The organism is Sphingobacterium sp. UBA2610 (assembly GCF_002339225.1).
GTDB lineage: Bacteria > Bacteroidota > Bacteroidia > Sphingobacteriales > Sphingobacteriaceae > Sphingobacterium > Sphingobacterium multivorum.
Genome location: NZ_DDKA01000027.1, coordinates 1 through 14692 on the forward strand (window position 1 = coordinate 1; position 14692 = coordinate 14692).

A 14692-nucleotide genomic window follows, 5' to 3' on the forward strand; every position below is an offset into this window, starting at 1 on the left:
TGTCTTCCTCACCTTCATAATTGAACGAATGCCATAGTTCGTATAGGTCACAGCAAGCAGGGAATTTGTGGATAACAATGGCGGGTATGATTATAGCTTTTGAATTTGGGATATGCTGGCAATTAACCATGATCAGCAGCATACGGATATACCAGGTACATGCAATGATCATGATGGGAAATTGGATCCCATAAAGTTTGAAAAGGTCTGTCTTTCTCCAGAAAAACAGATGTGCCATCGCGCAGATGATAAAGGCTGTCGGTATGCCCTTTTTTACAGCTGTCCAAAAGGGTTGCGAGCTGATCAGCAGCTGGTAGGGAAGGCGGTCAAATAGTGCTATGCTGCTGACCTGAATACAGACAAAAAAGATAACGAAAAGCTGCATGGCGCGTTCTTGGCCACGCATTTCCAGAAATGGGATAAGAATGATCATTGCCCCGATGCTATAGACGCGCTCGCTATGTGTCCGGGCCCAGAAAAGCCCATATAAGGTTATCAGTACAGCAATTGCAATAAATACATAATTGCGGCTAAATGGCAGTCTAAATTTCTTTATTGTTCTCATGATTTATGGTTTAATAATCAGTGAAGTTTTACGCTTTAAATTTACCCACTATAGCATGAAATTTCAGTGAATATCCCAACCATTTCAATAAAGGCCGATTTTTTACAATGAGTGCTGATTTCCTGACAGCGAAGGAGGATTTTCTATCAACAAAGAGTTAAATTTTCATCCGGAAGGGGAATTATTTGAGCCATAAAACGATACAAAGGCATTGATTTAAGTGAGTTGGACATTGTTTAATAAATAATTGGCTAAATTTATATAACAAAAATTTCTTCGACAGGGGAGTTTTTAAGGAAGTTCTCCGGCGATAGGTTGCTAGGTAATGTCGGATGAACCTGATAGGCGAAAGATATACAGAAAGAAGATATAAATCTGATAAATATGTAGGTTTTGATAGCATTTTTTAAAATGTCGTTTGTACATGAAAAGTTTTAATGAGAATAGATCTCTGGATAATAGAAAATTGACGGTGCAGTATCCTGATGGGATTTGGCAATTGATCGCATCCTTCGTTTTTGGGGGATTCTGTTGGTATCTGGGGTACCGTGGAGCTTTGGCGGAATGGCTTTTAGACTGGCCTGTCACCTATAGCTATCTATTTTTTGTATTGATTGTAGCGATAATTTTCTTTTATATACGATTGGTTATCGTAATATTGGACAAAAGGGAAAACTGGCTGGTTAACCCAGAAAAACGCGCCGCTACCCAATTGTTATTTTGCTGTATATTACCATCACTTTTGTTGTTCTGGATTATAGGCCCCGATAAGCTGGCTAAGGATGAATGGCTGCTATTTCCTTTAATGGTCATATTTAGCGGAATTTTGGTCCTGAATATGGGCTATACAGCCTATTTCTATGTCGCTATTAATCAAAGACAAAGAAAGTTGATTTTGGAACAGAAGGAAACTATCCTGCAGCAACAGTTAAAAATGAGAAATCTTGAGGAGCAGTTCGAGTTGTTTTCTCCGGATCTAGAGGAACTGAAGGAGATTCTGGAAACAGCTGAGGAAGATAAGGACGTCGATTCTATGGATGAAATGGACTTAGTACAGGTCAAATCCATTGATGTGGAGAAGGAAGTATTCCAGCTCAATAATAAAATCTTGTCACAAAAGATATTGTATAAAGATTTAGGGATTTTTACGTTTAAAAATAGCATCGTCAGCCTTTATCTGAAAAATGCAATGCATGAAAATTTGACCTGTGGCGAGCAGCGCAGTTTAAAGGAAGTTGTAAATATTACGAAGGGCTTTGTACAGAAGATAGACCGGGACAAGGCCATACCATTGGATATGATCCAGGCTTGTCACGGGTTGAAACGGGGTAGGTTGCGTATTGTGCTCAAAATACCGTTTGAGGGGCGGTATAATTTTGAGGTATCCGATAAGATTGCAAAACATATCCGGGAATGGGTCATGTTGCAGGTACCAATAGAAAAGGAGTTATAAAATAGAATAGGTAAACTTTAATGGATAGATTATGGAAAGAGTAAGGGACAATACCTGGAAATGCCGTGCTACTGGTAAAGTTGGGTTTCCTTCTTTAATCGAAGCGCAATGGGCAATGCTTCATTTTAAGTTCAGATCGCGGGTGAGAAACAAGCTGGATGGTAAACGTATCAAACACCGGATGGGTAAAGATGCCTGCAAAAGGGCTTATTATTGTAAATTCTGCAAGGGGTACCATATTACCACATGGGAAAAAGGGCACTTTAATAATTATAAGGACAAAGCCAAGTCTTGGGAAATACCCGGAGCGTTAGGAAACTGGAATTATTCGATAGAGTAGTGTAGCGTTCGCTAATTAAGTAAACATAGCAATTGGAGCCTTTAAGTTTGGAAAGAATATAATTTCCAAAACAGATATCGCGTGTTCTTCACAATATGCCTTGAACTAACCGCCTATTTAATCTTAGTTATTGAATTATAATTTTAGTTCTTGCCTTATTTTTCTCACCTTTAGGGAAGATAAAAACGAAACTATTATAAGTATTGTTGAAAAAATGATAGCCTGCACTAATTTCCTCCCCTTCTTGAGTTGTTAGTGAAATTGCTCCTTTCTCGTGGAATTTTTTTTGGAATTTAAAGTCTTGTACAAATGCCCATTTAAAACCGAATTCATTTGGGAGCATTAATTCTCCAAATTCTCGGAGAAATGCTTTAGAATAGAATAAATCTCTTGTGGTTAGTACATTGGTAAAACCATTTTCATTAATAGGGTGATTCAGTACAAGAAGTGCACATCTGTTTTTTGATTGCAGTACATAATTTCTAAAGGCTGAATGAACCGAAGAACCAAATTTTTTACTCAATGCCATGACCGCTCCCAGCCCGAGATTCAATTTTTGGCATTCTTCATAAAAACGTTCTTGTTGAAACAATGTAATAGAAGCAAAATAATTGGCTTCAGCTTCAAACTGCTCCTCATACTCTTCGCATAAAGTTTCGTCATTATCCAACGCTAACATAATCTCATTCTGCCAGGATAAAACACCGTGACCAATTTCATGTAATTTGACAAAGTTCTTTTTACCCACATTTTTATCAAGATCTGAGTCTATGTATATGATTTTATCCTCTCTGTCAAAAATGCCTTTTATCTTAGATAGTGCGCTTTGTAATGCCTTTTTTGACGGATTTATTAATTTCTCCCTTAATAGGCTAAAGAATGACGTATCTACATTTTTTAAATCTACATTATTATCGATCGCAAAATTTGAATACGATATAATCTTGTCAACCGGCGTAGGGAAAATATCAAATGACTTGCTCTCTTTTAAAAGGTTATGAGATATTTTTTCGATTTCCTTTCGGGTAAATTCATCAATCATAGCCCTTTTTTCCGCGATTTAATAAATTCCAAATATTTTAGAACATCATTACGTTCTTCCTCCGTTAAATCCTCTGCTCGAAAAGCTATTTTTTGTGCAAAGCTTAAATTAATCTCTTCCTGCCGGGCTTCGTTCTTATCGATCAATTTCGCATTTGAAAGGAGCGTTTTTAATGATACCTTGTATAAAGATGAAAGTTTGGATAAAATATTAACAGACGGATTTTTTATTTTTTCATTTTCTAATTGACTCAAGTAAGCATTAGAAATATCTGTCATTTCTTCCACTTGTCTTAATGTAAGCCCTACATTTTTTCTTGCATCTTTCAATGTTATGCCTAGTGAACTCATCATTATTATTCTTTTTACAAAGATAAAAAAAATCTTGAAATGTCAAGCGTAAATCTAAACCAAATCTAAATATACAAAAACATTTGCTTGATATATTTAGATTTTATAGCTTTGTAATATTATAAGTTTAAAAACAGAGAAATTATGGCGAATTACCATGTGACACAGAAAAAAGGACAGGACGGATGGAATGTCCAAAAAGAGGGGGGCAAAAAGGCGTCTGCTATTGTCAGTACCCAGAAGCAGGCAGAACAACTTGCAAAACAGTTTTCATCGAATAACGGTGGCGGTGAAGTTCGGATACATCGGCCAAATGCCGGACCTATCAGGGATAGCGATACGGTAAAACCCGGAAATGATCCAAGTACAATTAAAGACACAAAATTTTAATGAGGTAAGGAGATTTATGAAAATAAAAACCAGGCGAAAATCACCTGGCTTGATTCTTTCAGAGAAAAAAAGCCCTGCAAGGCTTTCGGTGGTAATGTTTTTGCAGTCCAAAATTACCCTCTTTATTTGAAATAAACAAGCTTTTCGTGATTTTAAACCGGCAGCCTGCATGAAGTCAGTTGTTGGGCCTGGTATTAATATAATAAATTTCAATTGCATCTTATTTAACGACTGTTACAGGGCAAGCCCTATTTTATTGCTGAAACGATTAGCAATAAGCAATTATTAATTAGTTAATATCAAAATTTAAATTACGATGAAAGTAAATAATCATCAAGGGGAGCAACATTCCCCTACTTCAAAAGTACCGCTCAAGTTTGTAATAGAAGGTAAAGAGTACGAAACTTTTGACAAGTACAAAACAGGAGTAGAGTTAAAACAGCTAGCAGGAATACCTTTGGATACAGAGCTGTTTTTATCAATCTGCAAACCCTATCGGGACGAGCTTATTGAAAACGAGAAACAGGTTAACCTTGCAAGGCCGGAAAGGGAATATTTCTTTGTAAAGAAAAAGCTCGCATTCTTTATAAACGACAAGCCCTATACCTGGTACAAGCAATACATCAGGGGTATTCAGATAAGGGAGTTGGCAAGCATACCAGCTGAGGATGATATTTTTCTTGATATCAAGGAAGGCTGGCAGGATGATCAAATCTTGGATGATGAAATAGTTGATTTAGCCCGTCCGGGTAAGGAGAAATTTTTCTCTAAACCAACACCGAAAGAAGTTACAATAATTGTGAATGCTCGCCCCCATAAATGGAGTGAAATAAACATTTCCTTTGAGCAATTGGCCGTATTGGCTTTTGGTTCATATGATGATAGTCCAAATAGAGGATATACAGTTACTTACAGCAGAGGTTGGGAGCCTAAACCAGAAGGCACTATGGTTAAAGGTTCAGTAGTTCGTGTCAAAAATAAAATGGTGTTCGATGTCACAGCAACTGATAAATCATAGTCAAGACCTTAAACGTCTACGTGACGAAGGATATGAGATCGAGGTGCGTGGTGGATATTTACTTATCCACCATATACCCTTTGTCAACCAAATTAAACAGATTCAATATGGGACTTTAGTAACGACGTTACATAATATTCAAGATCATGTCATTAGTTTTATAGGAGATAATCCGTGTGATGTTAACGGCGAATTTATCACAGCTATTCAACATAACAATGCCAATGCTGTACTAAATAATGAGATTACAGTAAATCGGTCTTTTTCCAATAAACCCGCAGGTGGATATCCTAATTACTACGAAAAGGTTAAAAGGTATACGGATATCATCTCGGCACCAGCTAAATATCTGGATCCTTTGGTCACGGAAAAGACTTTTAAGGTTATAGCGGACAGTGCTAACGAAACAGTGTTTCAGTACATTGACACCAATTCGAGCCGAGCAAATATAGAAATGATTAACACAAAGTTAGAGGGGCAGAAAATAGCCATTATTGGTCTGGGTGGTACCGGAGCTTATATTTTGGATATGGTAGCGAAAACGCCGGTTAAAGAAATCCATCTGTTCGACGGGGATAGTTTTGATCAGCATAATGCTTTCCGTTCTCCAGGTGCAGCATCAATGAACGACCTGAGTGAAGGCCCGAGAAAAGTTGTATACTATCAAAAGCTGTACTCAAACATGCATAAATTTATCCATGTTCATGACTATTACTTAAAAAAAGAAAATTTACGGGAGCTGGACCAAATGGATTATGTATTTGTATGTGTTGACAAAAATACGGCGAGGGCAATAATAACAGATTATTTAGTTAGTAAAGGCGTTGCTTTTTCTGATGTAGGCTTAGGGGTTAATGTTGTTGACGACAAACTTACTGGCGCCGTAAGAGTTACTTCTGCTAACCGGAATAAAAATGACCATCTACCCCTCCGTATATTTTCGGAAGACTCGGACAATAACGAATATACCACGAATATTCAGATCGCTGAATTGAACGCATTGAACGCAGTTTTTGCTGTTCTGAAATGGAAAAAGATATCTGGAATTTATGTTGATCTGGAGAATGAACATCACAGCTCCTACTCAATTAGCGTATCTAAAATTTTCAATGAAGATGTTCCAGCATAAATTTGTTGAATTCATCCCGGAAAATGTAGAGGAAGGTACTCTATACATCTCAATCGAATACTGTACCGCGATACATAAGTGCGCGTGTGGCTGTGGAAGCCAGGTTGTAACACCAATGTCTCCAACAGATTGGAGATTGACATTTAATGGCAAAAATATTTCCCTTCATCCATCTATCGGAAATTGGAATTTTGAATGTCAGTCACATTATTGGATAAAGAATAACAAAATTGAATTTGCAGGTCGATGGACTGAAAAAGAAATCCATTTAGGCAGAAAAAATGATCAGAACCGCAAAGAGGATTATTTTAGGGAACCGTTTGACGCTATAAAAGAAGATCTTGTCAATCAAAAAAATCCAAAACTAACTGTCTGGCAGAAAATTTCCAAATTTTTTCGATTGTAAAATTTTTGATTTTACTATAAAGCCGAAGATCTGTTCTTCGGCTTTATTTTTATTACTTATAACAGTTACATGAACCTATGCAATACTTTGTTTCCTGTGGTCTACACTGATTAGAGAGAAAGCCTTTGGAGCACATAAAGCCTTAACAACGGTTTCTTTTAGTTGCAAGGGCCTACTTTCAATCTTTCTTTCCAGTCTCTCCATATCAATAGCAACCCTATTATCCAATAACTTAGCATAATGCTGTGTGGTTTTGATATCCGTATGGCCAAGCATCTTGGAAACGGTTTCTATCGGAACACTATTGGCAAGCGTCACAGAAGTAGCGAAGGTATGGCGTGACTTGTGAAAGGTGAGTTCTTTTGTTATCTCGCACAGATCAGCAATTTCCTTTAGATAACTGTTCATTTTCTGATTACTCAGCACAGGAAGTACCATATCCTTTGACACACATGGTGGATAATCACGATACCGTTCAATGATCTCAAGTGCCTTGGGAAGCAATGGAATATTTGACGATGTTTCGGTTTTCTCCCTGCTGGTAAAGATCCAGAGTTTTCCGTCCACACCCTCGGCGATATCGGTCCATTTTAGTTTCTTTACGTCGGCATAGGAAAGTCCAGTGTAACAACAAAAGACAAAGATATCGCGGACATGTGCAAGTCTTGGTATCTTGAATAATTTCTCCTCTATTCTCCGAAGTTCCGCATCGGTTAAAAATTCCTTCTCTTTAGCTTTCGCCTTGATCTTATAAAAGGCAAATGGATCATCCGTTATCCATCTGTGCGCAATACAGATCTTGATGATCTTGCGAAGGTGCTTCATGTATTTTGCTGCCGACACGGCTGAACAGCCCATCGTGGAACGCAGAAAGAATTCGTACCCTGTGACAAAAGCATGGTCAATCTTCCTTGTGTCGATATCTGCGAGTCTAAATTCTTTCTCTAAATACCCTTCAAAATGTGAAAGCGAGGTTTTATACCCTTTGAGTGTATTGGGTTTGAATCCATTCCCGAGCAATGCTTCCATGTGGATATTGTGTTCCCTAAATACATCAAGGAATTGCTTTTGCTTAATATCCTTTCCCTGATACCTTAGTTTGATGGATTCTGCTGTAATTTCCTCTGCGGCAGCCGTCATAGCGGTATGGATTGTACTTACTTTGCTGACGAGAGTATCAAGAAAACTGTTCATGATTTTGACAGCTTCTGTTGTGCCTTTCATACGGTTGGCTTTGGAGTTCCATTTCGACGGATCACATTCCCGTCCAGTGGAGATTTCTTTTGGGATACCATCTACGGTAATCCGCATGTAAATCGGCCTAGGACCGTTAACATAATTTTTGGGTTTCTTCAGATAGAAGAGCAAGGAATAATTTGTACTCATGACAACATCATTTAAGTGAAACAAACCGAGCCGCCTTTGCGGCGAGCTCTGCATCACCACTGAAAAACAAATTTCAGCGATGCAAAATTAGCCTTGCAACGAAAACGGATCAAGATGTTTAAATTATGAACACATTGACAATCAAACTTTTAAATATATTTCAGTGAGTAGTCAACTCCAAGAAAATGACTCACTGAATGACTCACTTTTTTATTGGGAATTATTATACGTTTTGTAAATGCTGAAAAACAAAAAAGCCTGCAAACGTTTAATTTGCAGGCTTTTGTATGTTTTGACTTTTAGATGTGTAGCCCGTAGGGGAATCGAACCCCTGTTTCAAGAATGAAAATCTTGCGTCCTAACCCCTAGACGAACGGGCCTTTTAATGCAACTCCAATAACATTGTTGTTTTTGGAGTTGCAAATATAGACCTTAAAATCAGTATTCCAAAAATAATTTTAAATATTTTTTAAATAAGGTCGAAACCGATATCTCTTCTGAAGTATTTACCTTCAAAATATATCCTTCCGGCATCTGCAGTTGCCTGCTGAAGGGCTTCGAACAGCGAATCTTGCAATGTGGTAACAGCAATTACACGTCCACCTGCAGTAACAATCTTACCATCTACTTCTTTCGTACCTGCTTGAAATACGATGGATTCTTTGACATTTTCAATATTGGCGATCTCTTTTCCCGACTCATAATCTCCAGGATAACCTCCCGCAACCAACATGACAGTTACGGCAGTTTTAGGAGATACCGTATAGGAACGTTGCTCCAGATTACCCTGTGCAACACCTTCCAGCAAATCTAACAGATCCGATTCAATACGCGGCAATACAGATTCAGTCTCTGGATCTCCCATACGAACATTATACTCGATGACATAAGGCTCTCCTTCCACATTCATCAAACCGATGAAAATAAATCCTTTATATGGAATGCCATCTTTTTTAAGTCCTTCAACTGTTGGTCTGATAATACGCTCTTCTACTTTATTTAAAAATGTCTCATCTGCAAAAGGAACCGGAGATATCGATCCCATACCACCAGTGTTTAGGCCTGTATCCCCCTCTCCAATACGTTTGTAATCTTTTGCAGAAGGAAGCACTTTATATGAATTCCCATCTGTTAAAACAAAAACAGACAATTCAATTCCTTTTAAGAATTCTTCAACAACCACAACTCGGCTAGCTTCTCCGAATTTTGAGTCTGCGATCATCGCTTTTAGCTCCGCTTTGGCATCTTCCAGCGTCTCACAGATCAATACTCCTTTGCCTGCTGCTAAACCATCAGCCTTAAGCACAATCGGCAATTTTTGCGTTTCAAGGTAAGCCAATCCATCTTCCAATGATGTTGCATCAAACGATCTTGAAGCGGCAGTAGGTACGCCATGGCGATCCATAAACTGCTTTGAAAAATCTTTTGAGCCCTCCAATTGAGCGCCCTCTTGCTGCGGCCCTATTACTGGGATATTTTTTAAATCTTCCCGATTTAAAAAATAATCATGAATACCTTTTACCAAAGGCTCTTCGGGACCGACGAGCACCATTTGCACATTATTCTCCAAAACGAAGGAAGCAATAGCAGCAAAGTCGGTAACTTTAATATTTACATTCTGACCATACGCACCTGTTCCAGCATTTCCTGGAGCAATAAACAATTGATCTAAACGTGGACTTTTCGACAACTTATAGGCGAAGGCAGATTCACGACCTCCTGAACCGATTATTAGGATATTCATAACACAAAGATATTTTTTTTATGCTAATTTTAAGGTATCAGATCGTTTAAAATGAGACTAATATTTTGATTTATAAATTGATTAAAGGAAAAATATTTTCTAATTTTCATAAAACATTAGTCATATGTACGCTAAATTACTGCTGTTAGTAAACTGCCTGCTATTCGCTTTGCTGGCGTCGGCCCAGATCGATCAGACCTTGCAGAAACTGGATACTTACCATGAACGGCACATCAAGGAAAAGATTTATCTCCATTTGGACAAAAATGATTATTCGGCTGGCGAAACTATGTGGTTTAAACTTTACTGTACCACCGCCCCTTTTAATTATTTGAGCAACATCAGTAAAATTGCTAATGTAGAATTGATTTCTCCCACCAATAAGATCATTAAGAGTATCAAAATTCCTATTACACTCGGTCTAAGTATAGGCGACTTCAATCTGCCGGACACTTTGGAAGAAGGCTCCTACCGCGTTAGATCATTTACCCGATGGATGCAAAATGACTCTGTAGCCAATTTCTATGAACGCGTCGTCCCCATTACAAATGGTCGATCTGATCATATCATAACGAAAAGTGAACTGGTCAAAAACGGAACAGAAAACATGTTCCAGATTAATCTGAAAACCATTCAGGGAGCCCCGCTGATTAATAACAACATCAGTTATACCCTACAACCGAACAACAATAAAGAGAAATCCGGCCGACTGAAATCAAACGATAATGGAACAATAGCGCTGGAATTGAAAGATGATTTTAAAGGCGGGACACTGTCTTTACAATTTCTTTCGCTGGATAAAAGACGTATTCTAAAAAGTTTTGTCATCCCGGATCCAAACAACCAAAATAGCATCCAAATTTTCCCCGAAAGTGGCGAACTAGTCAACAACATATTATCCAAAACTGGGTTCAAAATCCTTAGCCCTAATGGTTTAGGAAAAAAAGCAAAAATAAAAGTTGTGGAGGAAAATCAAACAACAGTTGCCGATTTTGAAACAAATTCACTGGGAATGGGAAGTATCCCGCTCGTCTTACAGACAGGAAAAAAATACGTCGCTACAGCCATCTTCGAAGATGGATCGTCAACAAGTGCGTCATTACCGCCTGTACAGAATTCCGGATATGTTCTAACCGTAAATTCGGTACTAAAGGATAAGATTGCAGCGCAACTTTCCGCTACTGCAGACTTGGTCAATGGCAAAGATATTTATCTAATAGCCCAATACAATGGCCTTGTACTTCATGCCGCCAAGCAGAAACTAAACGGAGCGGAGATCCTATTCAATATTCCCAAAAAAAACCTGCCATCCGGAGTTTTACAGTTGTCTATCTTAACAGACCAAATGATTCCTATTGTGGAAAGACTCGTGTTTAACTACAATACGACATCGACTTTACTTCCTGTCTCCGTAGAACTCAACAAACCCAGCTTCTCAACACGCGATAAAGTGATCGCAAATCTTTCCGTTAACTATGAAGATAGTGACACCACGAGGTTTGCTGCGCTTTCTGCATCAGTGGTAAACCTCAGTAAGGTTGATTCTACGACAGACCGCTATTATTCATCTATTGTCTCGGAGCTTCTATTGAAATCTGATCTTCGCGGCTTTATTGAACGTCCCAATTATTACTTTGCGGATTTAACAAACATCAGACTGACAGAACTGGACAATCTCATGCTGATTCAAGGTTGGCGCAAGTTGGACTGGAAGAATTATACAAGTACAGCAACCCCTGCGTTCCCTCCTGAAAAAGGACTTACCATAGCTGGGACCATCAAGAAAACGGCCCGCAAGGCTGTCGTTCCAAATGCCAAAGTAACAATTATACCGACGAGCAACATGTTGCTGAGTATAGATACACTGACCGATAATAATGGCCGATTTTCATTTGACGAACTTTTATTTGCAGACAGTGTCAAGTTTATTGTGACAGGTGATGGCCCTAAAGAGAAAAAAAGAGTTGATATTGTTATCGACAACCCGCTTACCCCTCCTCTAAATCCGAGTAAAGATCAACCCTTGTTGGTCAACGACATCAATACCACGCTGCTTACACAACTGAAAAATAGCCAACAATTCCTTGGCGAATTGGAAGCGGCGGGCATAATCCAAAAGAGCATTCGGTTGGAAGAGGTACAGGTCAATAGAGTACGAACAAATAAAGCTGACAAGAACTCCAGAAACCTCAATGGGCCAGGAAATGCCGATCAAGTGATCTCTGCAGACGAATTATCTGGCTGTGCTACATTTGCTCAATGCCTCAATGGACGGCTAAATGGTGTTATTTTTCGTAATGGAATCCCTTACAGCACAAGATCGATGAATAGTCCGATGCAAGTTGTTCTCGATGGAATGTATATTGAACCCGAGCAAATAGATATGATCAATACTGCGGACATTGCGAGTGTTGAAGTCTTGCGTAGCATTGGAAACACGGCAATTTATGGCATGTATGGAGGCAGTGGTGTTATTGTGATTACCAGTAAATCCGGAGATGCAATTGCTTCATCTTATACACCCACAGGCATTGTAACCATCACGCCAAAAGGGTTATATGTGCCCCGAACATTTTTCAAACCCCAATACGATGCAACAATCCAAAATAAGCTTACACGCGACCTAAGGACAACAATCGCCTGGGAACCGAATCTGATCACGCCAAAAGATGGGAAAACACATTTCGAATTCTTCACTTCTGACGAACCCGGAACCTACAAACTAACCGTTGAGGGAATAAGTATGGATGGCAAAATTGCTCATCTCGAATATTTAATAGCGGTAAAACCACAATAGCAGAGCAAACAAATCGTTAAATTTAGAAACAAGGTTATGGAACATATTAAAACCAAAATAGAAGATCATATTTTAAGCATTTTCCTCGACAGGGGAAAGTCAAACGCCATAGACACACAGCTATTGAAGGAACTGATAGATACCTTGGAATCTTCCCAGCAAAATGAAGCTATTTATGGTGCAATATTGATTGGCAAGGAAAACTTCTTTAGCGCAGGACTTGATCTAATTACCCTATTCCAATATGATGAAGAACAAATTCGCGAATTCTGGAATTTATTTCTGGAAGCGACATCGCTACTCGCCGCTTTTCCAAAACCAATAGTTGCTGCAATATCTGGTCATAGCCCCGCTGGGGGCTGCGTACTGGCGCTCTGCTGTGATTATCGGATTATGGCCGAAGGGAATTTCGTGATCGGTCTTAACGAGATTCCTGTCGGACTAATCGTCCCTGAAAGTATATTTCAGCTTTATGCGTTTTGGATTGGAAAACGGAATGCGTATCAGAATTTGCTCGAAGGTAAATTGCTTTCTCCTGTAGAAGCAAAAACACAGGGTCTTATTGATGACATTGTTCCCGCTAATATACTCTTCAATACCGCAGCAAAAAAATTAAAACAGATCACGCAGTTCAACCAAAAGACATGGCAGACATCCAAATTGAACTTCCGAAAGGAAATAATCCTTAAATTGCGCGAGAATAGAGAAGAGACAATCCAGCACATCCTCGAACAATGGTGGCTTCCGTCAACGCGCTCTATTTTAAAGTCAATCATTGAAAACTTGACTTCTAAGAAGTAATACTAAACAAAATCATCATGAGAAATCTCTTTTTCTTTATTCTTATTTGTCTCACTGCAAGCACGATCTCCTGCAGAAATAGTAAAAAAGAAGATAAGACTGTAAAAATCGTGCAGGATTCAATTCCTGTAGATACCATACAAAAACGTGACACGACTGAAAAGGACGTAAAGAAAGAGAGCTCCGAAACACTGGAGGAAGTACTGGAGAAACTTGCCAAGGCCTATTCGGAACAGGACAGTAAAACAATAAATACCTACATACATCCCAAATTGGGAATTTATATGATCTACCGTCCAGGCGCACTTGACTCTTATGTACACCAAAACAGTTTTAATTTTTCTAAACCTGTGCCAGAGTATCATTCTTATGAAAAATTAACGTACAAGGGCCCTTTGAAGTCCGGAAAACTACCTATTTTTGATTGTGGTACGATGAAGTGGGATAAATCCGGATTCTATTATGATAAAAAATCCCGCCCGAATGAACTATCTCAGACGGCAAAGTTCATGAATGAAATTCTTGATGCCAAAATTAGTAATACTGAATTACAGCGACTAAGGAACATAGAATCCAGAAGTTATAGAGCCATTATGACCTCCAATGAGCATGAGGAACCCTTTGTTTTTCATGTGACAAAAGAGGGAGAAAAATGGTATATTACAGTCATAGACCGCGCTTATGCCGGATGTGACGCATAGTATTTTGTAAATTTTAACCAAACTTAACGATAATGAAAAATTTAGATAAGGACATACAAAAGAAAATCGAAGATTGGTTAACCCCAAGTTATGATGAAGGAACTCGAAAAGCAGTTCAGGATTTAATCGACAATAATGAGGAGACGGAACTTACGGATTCTTTTTACAAGGATCTTGAATTTGGAACCGGAGGTTTAAGAGGCATTATGGGCGTTGGCTCTAATCGTATGAATAAGTATACGATCGGCAAAGCCACGCAAGGATTAGCCAACTATCTAAAGAAACAGTTCCCAGATCAGGAGATTAAAGTAGCGGTATCTTATGACAGCCGTAACAATTCGCAGGCGTTTGGCCAGCTGGTTGCCAACGTGTTTGCAGCCAACGGCATCAAGGTACATCTGTTCACAGCATTGCGCCCGACCCCAATGCTGTCGTTCGCCATCCGCCATTTCGGCTGTCAAAGTGGTGTTATGCTAACGGCTTCACACAACCCAAAGGAATACAATGGTTATAAGGCTTATTGGAATGATGGATGCCAGCTGACTGCGCCACATGATAAAAATGTAATCG

The 14692-nt window shown here is 38.8% G+C and carries 14 protein-coding genes, 1 tRNA gene and 1 pseudogene; 10 read left to right on the top strand and 6 right to left on the bottom strand.

Annotated elements, in window-relative coordinates:
• Nucleotides 1-565, bottom strand: a 565-nt coding sequence (locus B4Z47_RS19380) for a hypothetical protein (RefSeq protein WP_286727741.1), incomplete at its 3' end; no start/stop codon positions are given.
• 424 nt (nucleotides 566-989) lie between these two features.
• On the opposite strand from B4Z47_RS19380, the gene B4Z47_RS19385 reads away from it, so the two are divergent.
• Together B4Z47_RS19385 and B4Z47_RS19390 are read left to right on the top strand one after the other, a co-directional pair.
• Nucleotides 990-2018, top strand: coding sequence for a hypothetical protein (locus B4Z47_RS19385; protein ID WP_070562499.1), 1029 nt, complete (start codon nucleotides 990-992; stop codon nucleotides 2016-2018).
• A 31-nt stretch (nucleotides 2019-2049) separates the two neighbouring features.
• Entirely contained in the window at nucleotides 2050-2358 is a 309-nt protein-coding gene (locus B4Z47_RS19390) for a hypothetical protein (protein ID WP_070562502.1), read from the top strand.
• Nucleotides 2359-2485: 127 nt separating this feature from the next.
• On the opposite strand, the gene B4Z47_RS19395 is transcribed toward B4Z47_RS19390, so the two are convergent.
• Entirely contained in the window at nucleotides 2486-3400 is a 915-nt protein-coding gene (locus tag B4Z47_RS19395) for an ImmA/IrrE family metallo-endopeptidase (protein ID WP_070562506.1), read from the bottom strand.
• Nucleotides 3397-3753 (bottom strand): helix-turn-helix domain-containing protein, encoded by a 357-nt coding sequence (locus tag B4Z47_RS19400; protein ID WP_070562509.1) that lies wholly within the window; start codon nucleotides 3751-3753, stop codon nucleotides 3397-3399. The genes B4Z47_RS19395 and B4Z47_RS19400 overlap by 4 nt, the downstream gene beginning before the upstream one ends.
• Nucleotides 3754-3894: 141 nt before the next feature.
• Here B4Z47_RS19400 and B4Z47_RS19405 point away from each other — a divergent pair, with 141 nt between their 5' ends.
• The 4 genes from B4Z47_RS19405 (at nucleotide 3895) to B4Z47_RS19420 (ending at nucleotide 6693) form a co-directional block, all read left to right on the top strand.
• Entirely contained in the window at nucleotides 3895-4140 is a 246-nt protein-coding gene (locus B4Z47_RS19405) for a DUF2188 domain-containing protein (protein WP_070562511.1), read from the top strand.
• A 316-nt stretch (nucleotides 4141-4456) separates the two neighbouring features.
• On the top strand, nucleotides 4457-5158 hold the full coding sequence (locus B4Z47_RS19410) for a multiubiquitin domain-containing protein (protein WP_286727742.1): 702 nt from the start codon (nucleotides 4457-4459) through the stop codon (nucleotides 5156-5158).
• On the top strand, nucleotides 5133-6287 hold the full coding sequence (locus B4Z47_RS19415) for a ThiF family adenylyltransferase (protein ID WP_070562519.1): 1155 nt from the start codon (nucleotides 5133-5135) through the stop codon (nucleotides 6285-6287). The genes B4Z47_RS19410 and B4Z47_RS19415 overlap by 26 nt, the downstream gene beginning before the upstream one ends.
• Entirely contained in the window at nucleotides 6274-6693 is a 420-nt protein-coding gene (locus B4Z47_RS19420) for a DUF6527 family protein (protein WP_254667652.1), read from the top strand. The genes B4Z47_RS19415 and B4Z47_RS19420 overlap by 14 nt, the downstream gene beginning before the upstream one ends.
• A gap of 75 nt (nucleotides 6694-6768) precedes the next feature.
• On the opposite strand, the gene B4Z47_RS19425 is transcribed toward B4Z47_RS19420, so the two are convergent.
• From B4Z47_RS19425 to purD, 3 genes are all read right to left on the bottom strand, one after another.
• Nucleotides 6769-8079 carry a site-specific integrase gene (locus B4Z47_RS19425; RefSeq protein WP_286727743.1) on the bottom strand — a complete coding sequence of 437 codons (1311 nt, stop codon included), beginning with the start codon at nucleotides 8077-8079 and terminating at the stop codon, nucleotides 6769-6771.
• Nucleotides 8080-8387: 308 nt separating this feature from the next.
• Nucleotides 8388-8459 (bottom strand) — tRNA-Glu (locus tag B4Z47_RS19430).
• A gap of 89 nt (nucleotides 8460-8548) precedes the next feature.
• Entirely contained in the window at nucleotides 8549-9823 is a 1275-nt protein-coding gene (gene purD, locus B4Z47_RS19435) for a phosphoribosylamine--glycine ligase (protein WP_201639929.1), read from the bottom strand.
• A 124-nt stretch (nucleotides 9824-9947) separates the two neighbouring features.
• Between purD and B4Z47_RS19440 the strand changes: the two genes are divergently transcribed.
• The 4 genes and pseudogenes from B4Z47_RS19440 to B4Z47_RS19455 all read left to right on the top strand — a co-directional run.
• Nucleotides 9948-12620: a carboxypeptidase-like regulatory domain-containing protein gene (locus B4Z47_RS19440; RefSeq protein WP_286727744.1), complete on the top strand. Its 2673-nt coding sequence runs from the start codon at nucleotides 9948-9950 to the stop codon at nucleotides 12618-12620.
• 36 nt (nucleotides 12621-12656) lie between these two features.
• Nucleotides 12657-13421, top strand: a complete 765-nt coding sequence (locus B4Z47_RS19445) for an enoyl-CoA hydratase/isomerase family protein (RefSeq protein ID WP_070562530.1) — start codon at nucleotides 12657-12659, stop codon at nucleotides 13419-13421.
• 17 nt (nucleotides 13422-13438) lie between these two features.
• A complete protein-coding gene (locus B4Z47_RS19450) occupies nucleotides 13439-14122 on the top strand; it encodes a hypothetical protein (protein WP_070562533.1) in 684 nt (227 codons plus the stop codon).
• 32 nt (nucleotides 14123-14154) lie between these two features.
• Nucleotides 14155-14692, top strand: a pseudogene (locus B4Z47_RS19455) (phospho-sugar mutase); the annotation flags it as partial.